15 protein-coding genes and 1 pseudogene are annotated in these 19,320 nt (G+C 59.5%); 6 read left to right on the plus strand and 10 right to left on the minus strand.

The genetic code is table 11. From position 1 onward, the window contains the following. Positions 1-115: 115 nt before the first annotated feature. Complete coding sequence (locus tag ACI77D_RS15895) at positions 116-451, minus strand: hypothetical protein (RefSeq protein WP_407017004.1); 336 nt, start codon at positions 449-451, stop codon at positions 116-118. 487 nt (positions 452-938) lie between these two features. On the opposite strand from ACI77D_RS15895, the pseudogene ACI77D_RS15900 reads away from it, so the two are divergent. Further along, positions 939-1,544 (plus strand): annotated as a pseudogene (locus ACI77D_RS15900) (mechanosensitive ion channel family protein); the annotation flags it as partial. Between the two features lie 47 nt (positions 1,545-1,591). Here the strand turns inward: ACI77D_RS15900 and ACI77D_RS15905 are convergent. The 3 genes from ACI77D_RS15905 to ACI77D_RS15915 form a co-directional block, all read right to left on the minus strand. Next, a complete protein-coding gene (locus ACI77D_RS15905; protein ID WP_064453537.1) occupies positions 1,592-2,458 on the minus strand; it encodes a carboxylate/amino acid/amine transporter in 867 nt (288 codons plus the stop codon). Positions 2,459-2,670: 212 nt separating this feature from the next. Further along, positions 2,671-3,273: an FMN-dependent NADH-azoreductase gene (locus ACI77D_RS15910; RefSeq protein WP_262665854.1), complete on the minus strand. Its 603-nt coding sequence runs from the start codon at positions 3,271-3,273 to the stop codon at positions 2,671-2,673. A 151-nt stretch (positions 3,274-3,424) separates the two neighbouring features. Further along, on the minus strand, positions 3,425-3,739 hold the full coding sequence (locus tag ACI77D_RS15915) for a hypothetical protein (protein WP_064453539.1): 315 nt from the start codon (positions 3,737-3,739) through the stop codon (positions 3,425-3,427). A 49-nt stretch (positions 3,740-3,788) separates the two neighbouring features. Between ACI77D_RS15915 and ACI77D_RS15920 the strand changes: the two genes are divergently transcribed. The 4 genes from ACI77D_RS15920 (at position 3,789) to ACI77D_RS15935 (ending at position 8,012) form a co-directional block, all read left to right on the plus strand. Then, complete coding sequence (locus tag ACI77D_RS15920) at positions 3,789-4,712, plus strand: LysR family transcriptional regulator (protein WP_064453540.1); 924 nt, start codon at positions 3,789-3,791, stop codon at positions 4,710-4,712. 14 nt (positions 4,713-4,726) lie between these two features. Continuing rightward, positions 4,727-5,530: an alpha/beta fold hydrolase gene (locus ACI77D_RS15925; RefSeq protein WP_407017005.1), complete on the plus strand. Its 804-nt coding sequence runs from the start codon at positions 4,727-4,729 to the stop codon at positions 5,528-5,530. A gap of 3 nt (positions 5,531-5,533) precedes the next feature. Then, positions 5,534-6,097, plus strand: coding sequence for a peptidylprolyl isomerase (locus ACI77D_RS15930; RefSeq protein ID WP_128590780.1), 564 nt, complete (start codon positions 5,534-5,536; stop codon positions 6,095-6,097). A gap of 82 nt (positions 6,098-6,179) precedes the next feature. Then, positions 6,180-8,012 carry an ABC transporter ATP-binding protein gene (locus ACI77D_RS15935; RefSeq protein WP_262665858.1) on the plus strand — a complete coding sequence of 611 codons (1,833 nt, stop codon included), beginning with the start codon at positions 6,180-6,182 and terminating at the stop codon, positions 8,010-8,012. Positions 8,013-8,048: 36 nt separating this feature from the next. Here the strand turns inward: ACI77D_RS15935 and ACI77D_RS15940 are convergent, their stop codons facing one another. Further along, the gene (locus tag ACI77D_RS15940) at positions 8,049-9,173 is read right to left on the minus strand and encodes a GNAT family N-acetyltransferase (RefSeq protein ID WP_407017006.1); all 1,125 of its coding nucleotides are present in this window, start codon (positions 9,171-9,173) and stop codon (positions 8,049-8,051) included. A gap of 284 nt (positions 9,174-9,457) precedes the next feature. Here ACI77D_RS15940 and ACI77D_RS15945 point away from each other — a divergent pair, with 284 nt between their 5' ends. Beyond that, on the plus strand, positions 9,458-10,780 hold the full coding sequence (locus ACI77D_RS15945) for a putative porin (protein WP_064453545.1): 1,323 nt from the start codon (positions 9,458-9,460) through the stop codon (positions 10,778-10,780). A gap of 82 nt (positions 10,781-10,862) precedes the next feature. Here the strand turns inward: ACI77D_RS15945 and ACI77D_RS15950 are convergent, their stop codons facing one another. From ACI77D_RS15950 to aceK, 5 genes are all read right to left on the minus strand, one after another. Then, the gene (locus ACI77D_RS15950; RefSeq protein ID WP_064453546.1) at positions 10,863-11,096 is read right to left on the minus strand and encodes an anti-sigma factor; all 234 of its coding nucleotides are present in this window, start codon (positions 11,094-11,096) and stop codon (positions 10,863-10,865) included. Continuing rightward, on the minus strand, positions 11,090-11,704 hold the full coding sequence (locus ACI77D_RS15955; RefSeq protein WP_064453547.1) for an RNA polymerase sigma factor: 615 nt from the start codon (positions 11,702-11,704) through the stop codon (positions 11,090-11,092). Before ACI77D_RS15955 ends, ACI77D_RS15950 begins: the two co-directional genes overlap by 7 nt. Positions 11,705-11,769: 65 nt before the next feature. Further along, positions 11,770-12,891: a beta-ketoacyl-ACP synthase III gene (locus ACI77D_RS15960; RefSeq protein WP_407017007.1), complete on the minus strand. Its 1,122-nt coding sequence runs from the start codon at positions 12,889-12,891 to the stop codon at positions 11,770-11,772. 342 nt (positions 12,892-13,233) lie between these two features. Then, entirely contained in the window at positions 13,234-17,145 is a 3,912-nt protein-coding gene (hrpA, locus tag ACI77D_RS15965; protein ID WP_407017008.1) for an ATP-dependent RNA helicase HrpA, read from the minus strand. A 125-nt stretch (positions 17,146-17,270) separates the two neighbouring features. Then, complete coding sequence (gene aceK / locus ACI77D_RS15970) at positions 17,271-18,980, minus strand: bifunctional isocitrate dehydrogenase kinase/phosphatase (protein WP_407017009.1); 1,710 nt, start codon at positions 18,978-18,980, stop codon at positions 17,271-17,273. Positions 18,981-19,320: the final 340 nt, after the last annotated feature.

Here is a 19,320-nt window from a genome sequence, read left to right on the forward strand (position 1 = left end):
TAATGCCGTAAGCTCGAACGCAGGGGCCGGAGGAATCTTGATGGGTTTTTCACCAATTGGCATTAGCAGCACCCCCGGAAAGGTACTGTGATTGCTGAATTACAATATGAGAACATCATAATCCGAGGTCGCGCTCCAACTGAAGAGCTAGGATACGATTTGGCATATCACCAATAATTTTGCTCGGATTATTCCGCAAAGCGCTCGTGAGCTTCTTCAGGAAACGCTGATTCAACTCCATGTTCCCTACCAGTTCACCAATGATGATATCAGGGTAAACATCAGCGCCTTCCAGCCCAATTGTGATCGCCGCGCGGGCTGCGCCAATGGGCTTATCCATTGCGTATTCGACCAGATCAGCGGGATGAAAAACGTATTCCTGCTTCTGTTCCTGTCCGTTTTCCTGTCCGTTTTCCTGTCCGTTTTCCTGTCCCTGTTCCTGCTCACTCATGCATGAGTACCTAGGTTATTGAGATATTGTTCGTATGGGTAATTCGTTTGGGTTCTTGAATTATTGGGCTTCCAGGATTTCGGGCTTTCAAGCGGGCGCTCGTCAAATCGCAGGCACGACGATGACTCCCAACTAACGGCCTCGGGATATGATGATTGTCTGTCTGCGTTTCTGTGGCGTGGCTGATCCATGCCGAGCTCCTACCGCCCCTCTCAATCGCCATGCGAAAGGTACTGGGCATCCGGTGTCCCTACGTAATGGCACAATACTATCTTCATTACGCGGTGCAGGGGAACCCGATTGTGTAGCTTTGGGCCTACCAGGAAGGGTCGTGGAGGCTCTGGTGAGGCAGAGGGCTATGGGACTGCGAGCGTTGCGGAACGGCAGGGCTGTCCATCGACTTGGGGAAAAATGGACAATGGACAGAGAATCTCAAGCTGCTGATTCGTATGGATTTAGCATGTCCATTTACGGGATTAGCTCACTCGTGCAGTACTTCGACAAGACCATCGTCTCCATCCCGACCTGGCGCCTGATGTCCGAGTCGTTCAAGAACTGGCGCGGCATGCAAGCGTCCGGCGGGCGCCGCATCAAGCGCAGCCTGTATATCGACGCCAGCGGCGTGCGGTTCCTGCGCGACGATGAAGAAGTCCGCATGACCCAGGTGCACCTGCTCACTGACTACATCAGCCGCAAGCAGGCCGAACTCAAGGCCTGGAACGAAGCCCAAGGCAACAGCGCGCAACTGTCGGCCAACCGCCGCCGCATGACTAACCTCGGCACTTTCCGCGCGTATGCCCTGGCGTATCTGAAAAGCCACCCGGACATCCAGCCGAACATGACCTGCATGGTGCGCCAGATGCAAACCACCGCCCAGGGCGTGCCGCTGGAAATCTACTGCTTCACCCGCACCACGGCGTGGGCGGATTACGAGCGTATCCAGGGGGATATTTTTGATTATCTGCTGGCGGTGTTGCCGGAGTTCGGCTTGAGCGTGTATCAGCAGCCGAGCGGCAATGATTTACGCGCAGGTGTTTTGCCCGCGGTGTTGGGGGCCAGTCATTTGCCCGCACTCGAACGCAGCGCTGTATAACGCCACCCTTCTCCTGTGGGAGCGGGATTGCCCGCTCCCACAGGCGGTCAGCGGTGGATCGCTTCCTTGCGTACACCCAACCGACTGATCCACACCGCCCCCAGAATCACCAAGCCACCCAGCGCCAAGCGACCCAGCGGCTCGTGCTGGTTCCAGATCAGCAGGTTCAGCAACAGCCCCACCGGCACATGCAGGTTGTTCATCACCGCCAGGGTGCCACCATTGACCAGGCAAGCGCCCTTGTTCCACCAGTACATACCCAGCGCGGTGCTGACCAACCCGAGGAACACCAGCACGCCCCATTGCAGTGGCGCTTGCGGCAGGAAGTCGGCTTTGCCGAACAGCAGGAATGCCGGCAACACCACGATCAATGCGCCGAGGTAGAAGTAGCCAAACCGCCGATAATGCGGCAAATCACTCGGATAACGCGCCACCAGATGCTTGTACATCACCTGCCCGGCCGCGTAGGTGAAGTTGGCCAGTTGCAGCAGCAAGAAGCCGCCAAGGAAGTGCGGGGTGATCTGGTCGAAACGGATCACGGCCGCGCCGCCCACCGCCACCAGTGCAGCGACCAGCGCCCAAGGATTGAAGCGTCGATTGAGGGCATCTTCAATCAGCGTCACGTGCAATGGCGTGAGGATGGTGAACAGCAACACCTCCGGCACCGTGAGCACGCGAAAGCTCAGGTACAGGCACACATAGGTCACGCCGAACTGCAGCGCGCCAATCACCAGCATGCCGCGCATGAACCTGGGTTCTACCGAACGCCAGCGGGTCAGCGGGATAAACACCAACCCGGCCAGCACCACGCGCACCAGCACGGCGAAGTAGCTGTCGACATGACCGGCGAGGTATTCGCCGATCAAGCTGAAGGAAAATGCCTGAATCAGGGTGACAACCAGTAGATAGCCCATGCGCGCCTCGTTTCGAATGGGCGCGACTTTAAGGGTTTTCGGTGTTTGACGGAACTCGGGGCAAAAAAAACCCGACCTCGCTATAGCGGCAGTCGGGTAGGAGCACTCAGGAGCAACAAGTGCAAAGGGAGGTTCGATACGCGTACTTGAAGGGTTTGCGTGAAGCGATATAAACACCCCGCGATTATGTGACGATTAAACGTTTACTCGGCTCATGCCACGAGTTGCGCCAGCAGCGCTTTGGCGTGGTTAATGCCTTTTTCCTGGAAGTCACCGCTCAAGTTCACCCCTTCGGCATGAATGAAAGTGACGTCATGAATCCCGATAAAGGCCATGACCTGGCGCAGGTAAGGTTCCTGGTGATCGGAGCTGGCACCGGTATGGATGCCGCCGCGAGCGGTCAGCACAATGGCGCGCTTGCCGTTCAGCAAACCCTGTGGGCCAGTGGCGGTGTACTTGAAGGTCACACCGGCACGCAACACGTGGTCCAGCCAGGCCTTGAGGGTGCTGGGGATAGCGAAGTTGTACATCGGTGCAGCCATTACCAGCACGTCGGCGGCGAGCAATTCGTCGGTCAATTCGTTGGAGCGGTCCAGGGACGCCTGTTCGATAGTGCTGCGCTGTTCGGCGGGCTTCATCCAGCCGCCGAGCAGGTTGGCATCCAGGTGCGGCACGGGGTTGAGCGCCACGTCACGCACGGTGATCTGATCCGCAGGGTGAGCATCCTGCCATTGGCTGATGAACTGTTGGGTCAGCTGGCGGGAGATTGAATCCTGCTGGCGGGCGCTGCTTTCGATGATCAGAACGTTGGACATGGCTAGGTAGGCTCCATCTGCAAATGCTGTAAGGCGATGGAGAAAAGATTAGCCAGGGCTCATTCGATAAAAAAGCGCAAAAAACTGCTATAACCAATCTATAAATTTGTTTATAAGCGGAGTATTGCCGTGGGCATGCTCCGCTGCTGCTTTATTTTGGAACGCAGGTCAGCTTGATGCGCATTTTGATAATGCTCCGGCTGAAATTGACCGTGGTGTTGGTGCTTTTTCCCGCTTCGACCGTGACTTTACGCGCACGCGGCGCCTCCGGGCCGTTGGTGAAGACCATTTTGCATACCGCGTCGTTGGCCCCGTAGTTGGTCAATCGAATCGAACTGATATTGCTGTCGATGTCGGACGCGCTGTAATCGATCTTTACCCCCTGAATATCTTTGGAAACATCAGTGGTATAGGCAAACGCGGTCAATGGCAGCAGCGCCAGCAGCACACAACAGAATTTTCTCATTCGGCAGTCTCCAATAAGGACTGCCAGCTTAGGACAAGAGGAGCTCATCTTGAAAGCGCCCCGCGTTACCCTCGATCAATGGCGCACGCTGCAGGCCGTGGTCGACCATGGTGGCTTCGCCCAGGCGGCTGAAGCGCTGCACCGTTCGCAGTCCTCGGTGAGTTACACCGTGGCGCGCATGCAAGACCAGCTCGGCGTGCCGCTGCTGCGCATCGACGGGCGCAAGGCCGTACTCACTGAAGCCGGTGAAGTGCTGTTACGGCGCTCCCGACAACTGGTGAAAAACGCCAGCCAACTGGAAGACCTCGCCCACCATATGGAACAAGGCTGGGAAGCCGAAGTACGCCTGGTGGTGGATGCCGCCTACCCCAATGCGCGCCTGGTGCGCGCCCTCACCGCCTTTATGCCGCAAAGCCGTGGCTGCCGCGTTCGCCTGCGCGAAGAAGTGCTGTCAGGCGTTGAAGAGCTATTGATGGAGGGCGTGGCCGACCTGGCCATCAGCAGCTTTATCATCCCGGGCTACCTGGGCACGGAATTGAGCGATGTGGAGTTTATTGCCGTGGCCCACCCCGAGCATTCCCTGCATCGCCTGAACCGCGAGTTGAGTTTCCAGGACCTGGAGAGCCAGATGCAGGTGGTGATCCGCGACTCCGGCCGCCAGCAGCCGCGGGATGTCGGCTGGCTCGGCGCCGAACAGCGCTGGACCGTCGGCAGCCTGGCCACCGCCGCCGCTTTCGTCAGCAGCGGTTTGGGCTTTGCGTGGTTGCCCCGGCACATGATTGAGCGCGAACTCAACGAAGGCCTGCTCAAGCAGCTACCCTTGGAAAAGGGCGGCAGCCGCAACCCGACGTTCTACCTCTATGCGAACAAGGACAAACCTCTGGGCCCGGCCACGCAGATTCTTGTGGAGTTGCTGCGCACCTTTGACACCGCCCCTCTGGATGCGCCTTTCGCCGCCCCCCAGCAAGCCTGAAACGGAGTTCGTACATGGCCTGGTTCGACCATGAAGGATGCAGCCTGCATTACGAGGAATACGGCCACGGCACCCCGCTGATTCTGATCCACGGCCTGGGTTCCAGCAGCCTGGACTGGGAGCTGCAAATTCCAGTGTTGGCCAGGCATTACCGCCTGATCGTAGTGGATGTACGCGGTCACGGTCGTTCCGACAAACCGCGCGAGCGCTACAGCATCAAAGGCTTCACCGTCGACCTGATCGCCTTGACTGAACACCTGAACCTGCCACCGGCCCATGTGGTGGGCTTGTCCATGGGCGGCATGATTGCCTTTCAGTTGGCCGTGGATGAACCCCGTCTGGTCAAGAGCCTGTGCATCGTCAACAGCGCGCCCGAAGTCAAAGTGCGCAGTGCCGATGACTATTGGCAATGGGCCAAGCGCTGGAGCCTGGCGCGATTGCTTAGCCTGGCGACCATCGGCAAGGCGTTGGGCGACCGATTATTCCCCAAGCCGGACCAACACGACCTGCGTCGCAAGATGGCCGAGCGCTGGGCAAAGAACGACAAACGTGCTTATCTCGCCAGCTTCGACGCAATTGTGGGCTGGGGCGTGCAGGAACAACTTTCCAGAATTACCTGTCCAACCCTGGTCATCAGCGCCGACCACGATTACACCCCCGTGGCGCAGAAAGAAATCTATGTAAAACTGCTGCCCGATGCGCGGCTGGTGGTGATCGAGGATTCCCGCCATGCCACGCCCTTGGATCAACCCGATGTCTTTAACGCTACCTTGCTCGATTTTCTAAAGACAGTCGAAACCACTACCCAGGATCACTGACCCATGCTGAAAAAAATCGCCTTCTTTGCCGGCTCCGTACTGTTCGCGGCCAACCTGATGGCTGCCGAGCCCGCCAAGGCCCAGCACGTACTGATCACCACCACCAATGGCGACATTGAAATCGAACTGGACCCGGTCAAGGCGCCAATCAGCACCAAGAACTTTCTGGCCTACGTCGACAGCGGTTTCTACACCAACACGATCTTCCACCGGGTAATCCCGGGCTTCATGGTCCAGGGCGGCGGGTTCACCGCGCAGATGTCGCAGAAGGAGACCAAAGCGCCCATCAAGAACGAAGCCAGCAACGGCTTGCATAACGTGCGGGGCACTTTGTCCATGGCGCGCACCAATGACCCGAACTCGGCCACCAGCCAGTTCTTCATCAACGTGGCCGACAATGCGTTCCTCGACCCGGGCCGTGACGCCGGTTATGCCGTGTTCGCCAAAGTCGTCAAAGGCATGGACGTGGTAGACGTCATCGTCAACTCGCAGACCACCACCAAGCAGGGCATGCAAAACGTGCCTATCGATCCTGTTTTGATCAAGTCGGCCAAACGCATCGACTGAGGTCTGCAGGTAGTTCCGTGCGGTGCTCACAAGGCACCGCGCGCATTTGAACAGGAGAGCCCGCCAGGCGGGCGTCAACCTAATGCTCTATCGTCGCTTTGAACAACTGATCGATATCTTCCGCGACGCCCCCAGCGCCGCCCCTCCCGACAAAGTCCTGCCCTTCTACCTCTACTACCTGCGCCAGGTGTGGCCAAGCTTTGCCGCCTTGCTGGTGGTGGGCCTGATCGGCGCGCTGATCGAAGTGGCATTGTTCAGCTACCTAAGCCGCATCATCGACTTGGCCCAGGGCACGCCGCCTGCCAACTTCTTCCAGATCCACAGCACCGAGCTGATCTGGATGGCCGTGGTCGCCCTGTTGCTACGCCCGATCTTCAACGGCCTGCATGACTTGCTGGTGCACCAGACCATCAACCCCGGCATGACCAGCCTGATTCGCTGGCAAAACCACAGCTACGTGCTCAAGCAGAGCCTGAATTTCTTCCAGAACGATTTCGCCGGGCGCATCGCCCAGCGCATCATGCAAACCGGCAACTCGTTGCGTGACTCGTCGGTGGCGACGGCGGAAGCCATCTGGCACGTGTCGATCTATGCGATCAGTTCGCTCGTATTGTTTGCCGAGGCCGACTGGCGGCTGATGATCCCGCTGATCAGCTGGATTATTTGTTACAGCGTTGCACTGCGCTACTTCGTGCCCCGCGTGAAGGAACGCTCGGTGATTTCCTCCGAGGCGCGATCGAAGTTGATGGGCCGTATTGTCGATGGCTACACCAACATCACGACCTTGAAGCTGTTCGCCCATACGCAGAATGAGCAGGAATACGCCAAGGAAGCGATCATCGAGCAAACCGAAAAAACCCAACTGGCCGCACGCGTGCTCACCAGCATGGACGTGACGATCGCCATCTTGAACGGCCTGCTGATTGTCACCACCACCGGCCTGGCCTTGTGGCTGTGGACGCAGTCACTGATCTCCGTCGGCGCGATTGCCCTGGCCACCGGCCTGGTGATTCGTATCGTCAACATGTCCGGTTGGATCATGTGGGTGGTCAACGGCATCTTCGAAAACATCGGCATGGTGCAAGACGGTCTTAAAACCATCGCGGCACCGCTGGCGGTGACCGACCGCGAGAATGCCCCCCGCCTGAACGTGCCGCATGGCGAAGTGCGTTTTGAGCAGGTGGATTTCCACTACGGCAAGAAGAGCGGGATCATTGGTGGCCTGAACCTGAACATCAAGGCCGGGGAAAAAATCGGCTTGATCGGCCCGTCCGGTGCAGGCAAGTCGACGCTGGTCAACCTGCTGCTGCGCCTGTACGACCTGCAAGGCGGGCGTATCCTGATCGACGGTCAGAACATCGCCGAAGTCGCCCAGGAAAGCCTGCGCGCACAGATCGGCATGATCACCCAGGACACCTCGCTGCTGCACCGCTCGATCCGTGACAACTTGCTGTACGGCAAGCCGGATGCCACCGACGAGGAACTCACTGCCGCCATCCGCAAGGCCCGCGCCGATGAATTCATCCCGCTGCTGTCGGACGCCGAAGGCCGCAACGGCCTGGATGCCCACGTGGGTGAGCGCGGCGTGAAGCTTTCCGGCGGGCAACGCCAGCGCATCGCCATCGCACGGGTACTGCTCAAGGACGCGCCGATTCTGATCATGGATGAAGCCACTTCGGCGCTGGACTCGGAAGTGGAAGCGGCGATCCAGGAAAGCCTGGAGACCCTGATGCAGGGCAAGACGGTGATTGCAATTGCGCACCGGCTGTCGACCATTGCACGGATGGACAGGCTGGTCGTGCTGGAGAAAGGCCAGATCGCCGAGACGGGCAGCCATGCCGAGCTGCTCGCCCATGGTGGGCTGTATGCCAGGTTGTGGCAGCACCAGACTGGCGGGTTTGTCGGCATCGATTAATGCGTTGGGGCTCAGCCAAGCCCCTTCTGCACGAATTCAGCCCTGCCGATAAGGCAGGGCTGCCCTCGCCTCTTCGGCATACGCCAGAATCCCCACGCGCTCGCGCTCCAGAAAATCCTCGACAGCACTCTTCAAACCCGGATGGCGCAGGTAGTGCCATGAGCGCGTAATCACCGGCTCAAACCCGCGAATCAACTTATGCTCGCCCTGGGCGCCCGCGTCGAAGCGTTGCAGGCCTTCGGCGATGGCGTAATCCATACCCTGGTAGAAGCAGGTTTCGAAATGCAGGCGGTCGAACTCCGCCAGGCAGCCCCAATAACGTCCGTAAAAGCTGTCGCCACCGATCAGGCTGAATGCCATGGCCACCGGGCGTGACCCTTGTTTGGCCAGCACCACGCGAATCGCCTCGGGCATACGCTCGGCCAGCAGGCTGAAAAATGCACGAGTCAAGTAGGGCGATTGGCGGCGCACCGCGTAGGTGTTGGCGTAGCAGGCGTAGACAAAATCCCACTGCGCTTCGCTCAGTTCATGGCCTTGCAGCCATTCGAAGTCGATGCCCTGCCCCGCCACTTGCTCGCGTTCTTTGCGCATCTGTTTGCGCTTGCGCGAACTCAAAGCGTCAAGGAAGTCCTGAAAGTCGCGGTAGCCCCGATTTTGCCAATGAAACTGGCAGCCCAAACGTTGCAACCAGCCCGGTTGTTGCGACAACGCATCGTCGGCCAGCGGGTCGGTGAAATTGATGTGGGCGCTGGAAAGCCCTTCGATTTCCAGGTAGCCCGGCAGGCTGTTGAGCAGTTCAAAACCGTCCTCGACGTTCCTCGCCAGCAAGCGCGGCCCGCTGACCGGACTGAACGGCACCGCCGTCAGCAACTTGGGGTAGTAATCAATGCCCGCGCGCTCACAGGCATCCGCCCAACCGTGATCGAACACGTATTCGCCGTAGGAATGCCACTTGCGATAACTAGGCAGTGCCGCCACCAGGTGATCGCCCTCCCAATGCAGCAGATGCTCAGGTTGCCAGCCCGATTGCGGGCCGAGGCTGGCGCTGTCTTCCAGGGCACTCAGGAATGCATGCCGCACAAAGGGCTGCGCCTGCGGCACCAGGGCATCCCAAACATGGGGGGCGATTTCGGACAGGTTGTCCAGGCGTTGCAACGGCATCGGCATCCTCACTGTTTGTTGGCGTGAAAGCTTCGCGAGTATCGCCTATCACAGCGCTGGGCACACCTCGAACCACGCCAGACAAACCCAGAAACAATTGGTTCCGTTATTAAATAATTTGTCATCTGTGTGACATCACTTAGCCACTGTCTCGTCATGAGTGATCGCGATACTGACGCCTGTTTTTTAGAGCGCCTGGTTCTAGCAGGCGGCTATTTTCCGTCCGTCATCGGTCGGTTGTGTCCTGGATGGTTTGCCATCCCTCCTCACTTTCGGAGATTGATATGCGTCTTGCTTCCACTAAAACTGCGGCGGTCCTGTGTGGCGGCCTGTTGCTGGCCCTCAGCGTTCCGGTCAGCGCTGCAGTCGACGCTAAATTGCTCGACATGCTCAAGGCCAACGGCCAGATCACCGCTGCGCAGTACACCGAACTGCAAGCGGAATTGGCCAAAGACCAGAAGGAAAAGCAGATCGCACAGCAAGCTCAACAAGAGACCAACGAACAGATCGCGGCCACCGCGAAAAAAACCAACGACCTGAGCGTGTTCGACCAGAAGCTGGCGTGGGCCGCCCGCACCCAACTCAAGGGTGACGTGCGCTTCCGTCAGGAAACCGTGAAGATTCAGGGCGAATCCAACAACGGTGGCCGTGACAAGGACCGCCAGCGCATCCGTGCCCGCCTGGGCGCGTACACCGAAGTCAACTCGCAAGTGGACACCGGCATTCGCATTGCCACCGGCAGCAGCGACGACGCGCGGTCCACCAACCAGGACCAGGACAACTACTTCGACAAGAAGTCGATCTGGCTGGACCTGGGCTACATCGACTACCACCCGGATCAGATCAAGAACCTGCACGTGATCGGCGGCAAGATGCTGCAGCCGTGGGTGAACATGGGCGATGTGATCTGGGACAGCGACATCAACCCGGAAGGCCTGGCCCTTACCTACAAATACCCATTGGGCAGCAGCGCAGAGCTGTTCGGCAGCCTGGGTAACTACAACCTCAAGGACAACGTCGACGGCGACGGCGTGCAATTTCGCCACGACCTGCGCCTGACATCCGGCCAGTTGGGGACGCGTTTCTCGGTCACCGACAACCTGAAAATGACCCTGGGTGGCAGTGTCTACGCCTACCAGAACGACAAGGACAGCCGGTGCACGACGACCACTACGCCTTGCGCACTGGCAGTCAACGGCAACTCGGCCGACAACCAATTCCGCCTGTATGAAGGTTTCGCCCAGGCTGACATCGGCGGCCTGGCAGTGCCCCTGGCGTTCTACGGCCAGTACGTGAAAAACAACGATGCCGTGACCGATCAGGACACCGCGTGGTTGATCGGTGCCAAGTCCAAGGTGTTCGGCTTCAACCTGGACTACAACTACCGTGATATCCAGCGTGACGCCGTGGTTGGCGCCTTCACCGACTCGGACTTTGCCAACGGCACCACCGGTTCGCGCGGTCACAAGATGAAGGTCAGCTACGACATCGACAAGAACTTTGCCCTCGGCGCCACGTACTTCCTGACCAAGGCTGACTACGCCAGCCGCACCCAGCGTGATGCCAACACCAACACCCTGCAGTTGGATGCTGAAGCCAAGTTCTAGAAAAACAGCGTTGAGCGGCAAGTGGCAAGCTTCAAGAAGAGGCGCGCCACTTGCAGCTTGTAGCTTAAAACTTGTAGCCGCTTCACTTCCCTTTCAGGCGTTCGGCCGCCAACTGCTCAGCCAATGCATCAGCATCCTTCACCGGCGCCTCCGGCATGATTTTCAGCGTCGCCTGCATCAGGCGCATCTGGCGGATAAATCGCCGGCAATTAGGGCAGAACATCAAGTGATGACGCACCAGCAGACGCTCACGAAAGGTCAATTGCCCATCGAGATAGTCACTGGACCGCGCCACTTGCTCTTTACAGGTCAACATTCGCCCGTTTCCTCAAAATGCTCCACCGTGGCGAAGACTTTAAGCCGTGCTCGATGCAACAGCACACGAACATTGGAGAGCGAGAGCGTCAGAAGATTACAAATCTCCTCCAACTCCAAACCTTGGCGCTCACGCAGCACCAGCACGCTGCTTTGCAACTCCGACAAACTCAGCAACGTATGCTCCAGGCATTTGCGCAGCTCATCCTCGGTCAGCAGGGCTTCCGGAGTGTCCTGGTGCCAGGCGTAGGGGGCGACAGCCCAGTGCCCGTCGTCGGGGACGAAGCGATCGTCACCGATGGTGCCATGGGGTGAGGGCAAATCGTCGAGCAATACTTCCCGTCGATTTTGTTTATAGCGGCCCTTGGCCGAGTTGGCCGTGATGGTCAGCAGCCAGGTCTTGAGGCTGGAGCGCCCTTCGAACTTGGCCAGGTTGCGCACCACCGACAGCCAGGCGTCCTGCACGACTTCGTCGGCGTGACGCTGGCCGACAATCGCATAGGCCACCGCGCGCATGGCGCTCTGGTAGGTCGTGACCAATTCTTTATAGGCCCGCTGCTCGCCTTTGAGCAGCCGTTCAAGCAGGTGCGCGTCGTCCGCTGCCGCCATTGGAACCTCTATTTCAAAGTGCAAACCCAATCAGTGTGGCAAACCCGATGCCACATTGACCACGTTTAGCGCTTGCGCAGGATCACGCTGCCGATCGAATAGCCCGCACCAAACGAACTGAGCACTGACACGGAGCCTTTGGGCAAGTCATCCTGGTAGGTGTGGAACGCAATCACCGAACCGGCCGAACTGGTGTTGGCGTAGGTGTCGAGAATCACCGGCGCCTCTTCCACCGAGGCTTCACGGCCCAGCAGTTTTTTTACGATCAGGTGGTTCATGCTCAGGTTGGCCTGGTGCAGCCAGAACCGCTTCACGTCGGAGACATTCAACTGGTTTTCTTCAAGGTGCACAGCGATCAGTTCGGCGACCATCGGGCAGACATCTCGGAAGACTTTGCGGCCTTCCTGCACGAACAGTTTGTCTGGCGCGCCGACACCCTCTTCCGCCGTGCGGTTGAGAAAGCCGAAGTTGTTGCGGATGTTGTTGGAGAACTTGGTCAGCAGCTTGGTGCTCACCACGTCGAACTGATGCTCGGAGGTCGCCAGGTCGGCGCGCTCGAGGATCACCGCAGTGGCCGCATCACCAAAGATGAAGTGGCTGTCGCGGTCGCGGAAATTCAGGTGACCGGTGCAGACTTCCGGATTGACCATCAGGATCGCCCGCGCCTGGCCCAGCTGGATGCTGTTGGCGGCGTTCTGGATACCGAAGGTGGCCGAGGAGCAGGCCACGTTCATGTCAAAACCAAACCCCGCGATGCCCAGGGCTTCCTGGACTTCGATGGCGATGGCCGGATAAGCGCGTTGCAGGTTGGAGCAGGCAACGATTACGCCGTCGATGTCGGCAGCCGTCTTGCCGGCGCGCTGCAGGGCTTGCTCGGCAGCACCGATGGCCATCTGGCAGAGTACCGACCACTCGTCATTGCTGCGCTCGGGCAGGCGCGGCGCCATGCGCTGCGGGTCGAGGATACCGTCCTTGTCCATGACAAAACGGCTCTTGATGCCGGACGCCTTTTCGATAAAGGCCGCACTGGACTCGGTCAGCGCCTGCACGTCACCGCGCTCGATGGCGGCAGCGTTGTCGCTGTTGAACTGCTGCACGTAGGCGTTGAAAGACTGCACCAGCTCTTCGTTGGAGATGCTGTTGGCCGGGGTGTACAGGCCAGTGCCGCTGATGACGACGTTATGCACGGTCGTTCCTCTAAATCTGTCAGGCAGAAGATATTGGTACCGTCGTACCAAACTTTAAGTCGTTCGATCCCGTCCAGCGGGCATCAAACTGGCAACGCTTTATTCCATCGCGCCGCGGCTGCGCACCAGCCCATTACGACGATCCCGGCATTTATAACCGCGAAGTTTGCCACAACCCTGGGGATTTGGCGCCATTTGCCGGATAAACCCCCGATTCATCTGTAGGAACTGGCTTGCCTGCAATGGCATCGACCCGATATCAATCAGACACGGTGGTGTCAGCATCGCGGGCAAGCCAGCGCCCACATTGGATGGGGTGTGTCCGGTTAGCCAAGAACCACGTCAAGCTTCCACCAGGCTCCATTGCTTGCTCAAACGCTTGTCGGAAATCGGCACTTTGGTGCCCAACTGCTGGGCAAACAACGACACCCGATATTCCTCCAACCACCAGCGATAGAGTGCCAGCTGGGGGTCGCGCTTGCCTTCCTGGGCGTGTTTGTTCAGGCGGTTCTGGTACTGCGCCCACAGGCCGCCCAGCTCAGAGCTCCAAACGCGATCTTTTTGCACCTGGCTTGGCAACTTCTCCAGGCGCAGCTCGATGGCCTTGAGGAAACGCGGTAACTCCTTGAACCACTGCGCCGGCGTTTCCCGGACAAAACCGGGATAAACCAGGTTGCTGAGCTGTTGCTTGATATCGTTCAACGCCACAGCCTGGGCCAGGTCGATCTTGCCTTTGAAACGCTTCTGCAAGCCGTGCCACAGTTTCAGCACCTCCAGGGTCAGGCGGGCCAGGCGCTCGGCGTGTTCGGTCCAGCTGCCACGCTTGCGCTCGGCCAGGGCGGCCAGGCCCGCGCCGTCTCGCGGCAGGCTGGCTTCGCCGTCCAGTACGCAGGTGTCGAGGCTGGCCAACAAAATGTCTTCCACCAACGCGTCAATGCGCCCCAACTCGCGGTACATGAGGCCCAACTCGGTCAGCCCGGGCAATTTGCCACGCAGGAACTTGGCCGGTTCCGCCAGTTGTTGCATCAGCAGGCGTTGCAAGGCGCGGCGGTGCTGGAACTCGGCTTCGGCGGCCGTCGAAAAGCGCCCTTCCTTGACCGTAGCGTTCTCTTCGACCAGCGCCGGGTAGACCGTCATCGACAGGCCGGCGATCTTTTGCTGGGTCTTCTCAGCCACCGCCGCGAACACCTTGGCCTCAACCGGCTGTTGGCTTTTCGCGGTTTGCGGCACGGCCAAGGCAGCCTGGCTGGCCTCGGCAAAGCGTGCAGTCAGCTCGGCCAAGTCGCGGCCTTCGCCGAGGAACTTGCCCTGGCCGTCGACCACTTCCAGGTTCATCTTCAGGTGGTTTTCCACCTGCTGCGCCGCTTCGGCCCAGGCTTCATCGCTGACCCGTGCGCCCGTCATGCGCAGCAATTCGCGCCCGAGCGCCTGGGGCAGTGAACCCTGGCCAAATTCGATACGTTGCAGCGCCGCCTTGACGAAATCCGGCACTGGCACAAAGTTTTTGCGCAGCGCCTTGGGCAAGTTGCGCACCAGCGCGATGCACTTGGCTTCGATCACCCCCGGCACCAGCCAGTCCAGGCGCTCCGGCGGCAGCGCCGGCAGCAGCGGTGCCGGCACGCGCAGCGTCACACCGTCGCGCGGGTGGTTGGGTTCAAAGTGATAGCTCAGGGCCAGGGCCAAGTCGCCCAGGTGAAGGGTGTCCGGGTAATGCGCGGCGGTGACTTCACTGGCCTCGCGGGCCAGCACGTCTTCCTCGCGCATGATCAGCAATTGCGGGTCTTTCTGACTGTTGACCTTGTACCAGCTGTCGAAGGTGGCCGTCTGGTGGATCTCCGCCGGCAGCCGCGCGTCGTAGAAGGCGTAGAGGGTTTCTTCGTCTGCCAGAATGTCACGACGCCGCGCCTTGGCCTCCAGTTCATCAAGCTGCTCCAGCAGTTGCTGGTTCGCGGTCAGGCACTTGGCCCGGGATTGAATCTCGCCCCGCACCAGACCTTCGCGGATAAACAGCTCGCGCGACACCACCGGGTCAATCGGCCCGTAATGCACCGGCCGCCGCCCGACCACAATCAACCCGAACAGGGTGATCTGCTCAAACGCCACGACCTGGCCGCGCTTCTTCTCCCAGTGCGGTTCGAAGTGGTTTTTCTTGATCAGGTGCCCGGCCAGGGGCTCGATCCAGTCCGCATCAATTTTCGCCACCATGCGCGCATACAGCTTGGTGGTTTCCACCAGTTCAGCGGTCATCAGCCATTGCGGGCGTTTTTTGCCGATGCCCGAGGACGGGTGAATCCAGAAGCGCCGCTGACGCGCGCCGAGGTAATCGCCGTCTTCGGTCTTCTGGCCAATTTGGCTCAACAGACCGGACAGCACGGCTTTGTGCAGTTTCGCAAAGTCCGCCGGCTCTTTGTTAACGGTCAGCTGCATATCGCGGCAAATCAGGCTGAGCTGGCGATGAGAATCGCGCCACTCGCGCAGCCGCAGGTAATTCAGGAAGTTCTTGCGGCACCAGTTACGCAACGGGCTGGCGGTGAGTGCCTGGCGCTGTTCTTCAAAACCACGCCACAGGTTAACCAAACCGGCGAAGTCGGAATCCACATCCTTCCACTGTGCGTGGGCCTGATCGGCAGCTTGCTGACGCTCGGGCGGGCGCTCGCGCGGGTCCTGGATCGACATCGCACTGGCGACAATCAACACTTCCTGCAAGCTGCCGAGCTTGGCAGCTTCGAGCAACATGCGCCCCATACGCGGGTCCACCGGCAGACGCGCCAATTGGCGCCCCAGTGGCGTCAGTTGGCTGTTACGGTCTACCGCCGAGAGTTCTTGCAGCAGGTTGAAACCGTCGCTGATGGCCTTGCCATCCGGCGGCTCGATAAACGGGAAGTCGGTGATTTCGCCAAGGCGCAGGTGCAGCATCTGCAGGATGACGGCAGCAAGGTTGGTACGCAAAATTTCCGGGTCGGTAAATTCCGGGCGCCCAATAAAATCCTCTTCGCTGTACAAGCGGATGCAGATGCCCGGCTCTACACGGCCACACCGGCCTTTACGCTGGTTGGCGCTGGCCTGGGAAATCGCTTCGATCGGCAGGCGCTGCACTTTGGCGCGATAGCTGTAGCGACTGATACGCGCGGTGCCGCTGTCGATCACATAACGAATGCCCGGCACGGTCAGCGAGGTTTCCGCCACGTTGGTCGCCAGCACTACGCGCCGACCCGGGTGGGACTGGAAAATACGCTGCTGTTCGGCCGGTGACAGCCGCGCATACAGCGGCAGAATTTCGGTGTGTTTGAGCTGTGCCTTGCGCAGCATGTCGGCGGCGTCGCGAATCTCGCGCTCACCCGGCAAAAACACCAACACATCACCGGGGCTGCGCCGTTCGCTGCGCTCATAGGCGGCAATTTCATCAAGGGTGGCGAGGATTGCCTGGTCAACGGTCAAATCGTCCTCGACACGGTTGCCCTCCTCGTCCTGCTCCAGGGTCAGCGGGCGATACCAGGTGTCCACCGGGAAGGTGCGGCCCGAGACCTCGACAATCGGCGCATCGTCGAAGTGCTTGGAAAAGCGCTCCAGGTCGATGGTCGCCGAGGTGATAATGACTTTGAGGTCCGGACGACGCGGCAGCAGGGTTTTCAGGTAGCCGAGCAGGAAGTCGATGTTCAGGCTGCGCTCGTGGGCTTCGTCGACGATGATCGTGTCGTAGCGTTCCAGGTAGCGGTCGTTCTGGGTTTCGGCCAGCAAAATACCGTCGGTCATCAGCTTGATCAGGGTGTTGGAGTCACTCTGGTCTTCGAAGCGCACCTGATAGCCAACCAGCGCGCCCAGCGGCGTCGCCAGTTCTTCAGCGACACGGCTGGCGACGCTGCGCGCCGCAATTCGGCGCGGCTGGGTATGGCCGATTAAACCGTACTGGCCCCGACCGATTTCCAGGCAGATCTTCGGCAACTGGGTGGTCTTACCCGAGCCGGTTTCGCCCGCAATAATGAGCACCTGATGCTTGAGGAGTGCCTCTTTGATCTCGTCGCGCTTGGCGGCAATCGGCAGGCTGTCGTCATAACGAATCACCGGCAGGCTGGCACGCCGCGCCGTCACCTGGGCGCAGGACGCCTGCATGCGCGTAACCCATTGCGCCAGCTTCTCCTCATCGGGTTTCTTGCGCAGCTCGAGCAACTGGCGCCGCAAGCGGTGGCGGTCGGCGAGCATGGCGTGATCGAGGTTTTTCAGCAGTTGGTCGATAGCGGGCGCTTGGTCAGTCATCAGGTACTTTGCAGGTCGTCTATTTATGCACGGCCGGCAAGTGTGGCAGAAAAGCAGCTATTAGCGTCAAGCTTCAAGCGGCAAGTAGAAGCAAAACCGCTTACTTGTGGCTTGCCGCTTGAGGCTTACAGCTGCTCTTTTCTGCGGTACGGGAACACGTCGATGACCTTGCCGGCGCGAATCGCCTCCTGCAGGCCTTTCCAATAATCGGCGTTGTACAACTCGCCATGCAGCTCATTGAACAGCTTGCGCTGGCTGGCGTCGGCAAACAGAAAGGGCGGGAATTCCTCGGGGAACACGTCCAGTGGGCCGATGGAGTACCAGGGCTCCGAGGCCATTTCATCCTCGGGGGTACGCGGTGCGGGGATATGCCGAAAGTTGGCCTCGGTGAGGAAGCAGATTTCGTCGTAGTCGTAGAACACCACGCGACCGTGTCGGGTAACGCCGAAGTTCTTCAGCAGCATGTCGCCGGGGAATATGTTCGCCGCCGCCAGTTGCTTGATGGCCAGGCCATAGTCCTCAAGGGCTTCGCGCACCTGGGCGGCGTTGGCGTTGTCGAGGTAAAGGTTGAGCGGGGTCATGCGCCGTTCGGTCCAGCAGTGGCGGATGAGCACGCTGTCGCCCTCCACTTCCACCGTACCGGCAGCGACTTCAAGCAGCTCGGCCAGGCACTCGGGCTCGAACTTGCTCAGGGGGAAACGGAAGTCGGCGAACTCCTGGGTGTCGGCCATACGCCCAACCCGGTCGACGCTTTTTACCAGGCGATACTTCTCGATCACCGTGGCGCGATTGACGTTTTTCGACGGTGAAAAACGGTCCTTGATGATCTTGAACACGGTGTTGAAGCCCGGCAGCGTAAACACACTCATGACCATGCCGCGCACGCCGGGTGCCATGATGAATTGATCATCGGTGGTGGCCAGGTGGTTGATCAGCGCGCGGTAGAACTCCGACTTGCCATGCTTGTAGAACCCGATGGAGGTGTACAACTCGGCGATGTGCTTGCCGGGCAGGATGCGCTTGAGAAAGCCGATGAATTCCGCCGGCACCGGCACGTCGACCATGAAATAGGAACGGGTGAAAGAGAAGATGATCGACACATCGGCTTCGTCCGTGATCAGCGCGTCGATCTGGATGCCGCGCCCTTCGCGGTGCAGCAGGGGAATAACCAGCGGCCATTGTTCGTCGCGGGTATAGATGCGCCCTACGAGGTAGGCGCCTTTATTACGGTAGAGCACCGAGGAAAACAGCTCGACGTTGAGGTCCGGGTCTTTGCATACCCAGTCCGGCAGGTTCTCGCGCAGTTGGGCTTCGAGCCGGCGCACGTCGGCCGCCAGGTCCGCATAGGGTTCGCTGAAACGGTAATCGGCGAAGATCTGCGCCAGCGTCAACGCCAGGTCGCCCGTCGGTTTATAGGTCCGGGTCTGCGCCGCACGCGCACGGCGCAGGCTGGGCCGTGTGGTGTGGATGAACATGCAGCCATCACTGATCAGGTCATGGCTGAACAGGCCGCAGAAGATCGAGTTGTACCAGGTCTCGGACAACTCATCGTCAAAGCGCAGGTCGATCAGGCCGATATACGCGCTCTTGACCAGGGGCCATGTGTCGATCTCCAGCAAGGCAGCCTCGTCGAAGCCGGCCCGCAGGCGCGCCGTCACTTCAGCCACCTTGTCTTCATACAAGTTGATACGCGCCGCCGAAGCCGCCTGCCCCTGCTGCCACTGGGCCTTTTCGAAACGTTCGCGGGCGCCGTCGGTGATCTGGCGAAAGTGCTCACGGTAATCGTCGAAGCCATCGAGGATCATGCGGGCGATGGCGAGGGCGGATTGCGACATGCGGGAAACCTCGAACGGGCATCTGGAAGCCCTGAGCTTAGCCAGTGAAACGAGGCAGGAGAAGGATGATTTTCAGGGCGTATCTGTACACCTTCGCGTGACTTGTACATTTATTTTCAAATTTCACAACTCGACCAAGCGGTCAGTAAATACACCGAAAAGTCCCCTGGCACACCGCTGTAGACCCATAACCGCGTGGCTTGGCGCTGGCGCTGGAAAAAACCTGTGCTGTCACAGATTCACAACACCTGTAACCGCTTTGATACACCGTAAGGGAAACCCTGATTACCACCTTGATGGCACTTTGATATATAGCGCGCCCTCTCCCACCCTAACAAGG

Origin of the sequence: Pseudomonas sp. O39 (assembly GCF_045447295.1) — a bacterium.
GTDB lineage: Bacteria > Pseudomonadota > Gammaproteobacteria > Pseudomonadales > Pseudomonadaceae > Aquipseudomonas > Aquipseudomonas antarctica_A.

Coding starts and splice junctions, on each gene's coding strand:
- aceK (WP_407017009.1), bottom strand. CDS start 18,980: ATGTCGCAATCCGCCCTCGCCATCGCCCGCATGATCCTCGATGGCTTC.
- hrpA (WP_407017008.1), bottom strand. CDS start 17,145: ATGACTGACCAAGCGCCCGCTATCGACCAACTGCTGAAAAACCTCGAT.
- ACI77D_RS15915 (WP_064453539.1), bottom strand. CDS start 3,739: ATGAGAAAATTCTGTTGTGTGCTGCTGGCGCTGCTGCCATTGACCGCG.
- ACI77D_RS15910 (WP_262665854.1), bottom strand. CDS start 3,273: ATGTCCAACGTTCTGATCATCGAAAGCAGCGCCCGCCAGCAGGATTCA.
- ACI77D_RS15930 (WP_128590780.1), top strand. CDS start 5,534: ATGCTGAAAAAAATCGCCTTCTTTGCCGGCTCCGTACTGTTCGCGGCC.
- ACI77D_RS15895 (WP_407017004.1), bottom strand. CDS start 451: ATGAGTGAGCAGGAACAGGGACAGGAAAACGGACAGGAAAACGGACAG.
- ACI77D_RS15905 (WP_064453537.1), bottom strand. CDS start 2,458: ATGGGCTATCTACTGGTTGTCACCCTGATTCAGGCATTTTCCTTCAGC.
- ACI77D_RS15940 (WP_407017006.1), bottom strand. CDS start 9,173: ATGCCGTTGCAACGCCTGGACAACCTGTCCGAAATCGCCCCCCATGTT.
- ACI77D_RS15945 (WP_064453545.1), top strand. CDS start 9,458: ATGCGTCTTGCTTCCACTAAAACTGCGGCGGTCCTGTGTGGCGGCCTG.
- ACI77D_RS15935 (WP_262665858.1), top strand. CDS start 6,180: ATGCTCTATCGTCGCTTTGAACAACTGATCGATATCTTCCGCGACGCC.
- ACI77D_RS15955 (WP_064453547.1), bottom strand. CDS start 11,704: ATGGCGGCAGCGGACGACGCGCACCTGCTTGAACGGCTGCTCAAAGGC.
- ACI77D_RS15950 (WP_064453546.1), bottom strand. CDS start 11,096: ATGTTGACCTGTAAAGAGCAAGTGGCGCGGTCCAGTGACTATCTCGAT.
- ACI77D_RS15925 (WP_407017005.1), top strand. CDS start 4,727: ATGGCCTGGTTCGACCATGAAGGATGCAGCCTGCATTACGAGGAATAC.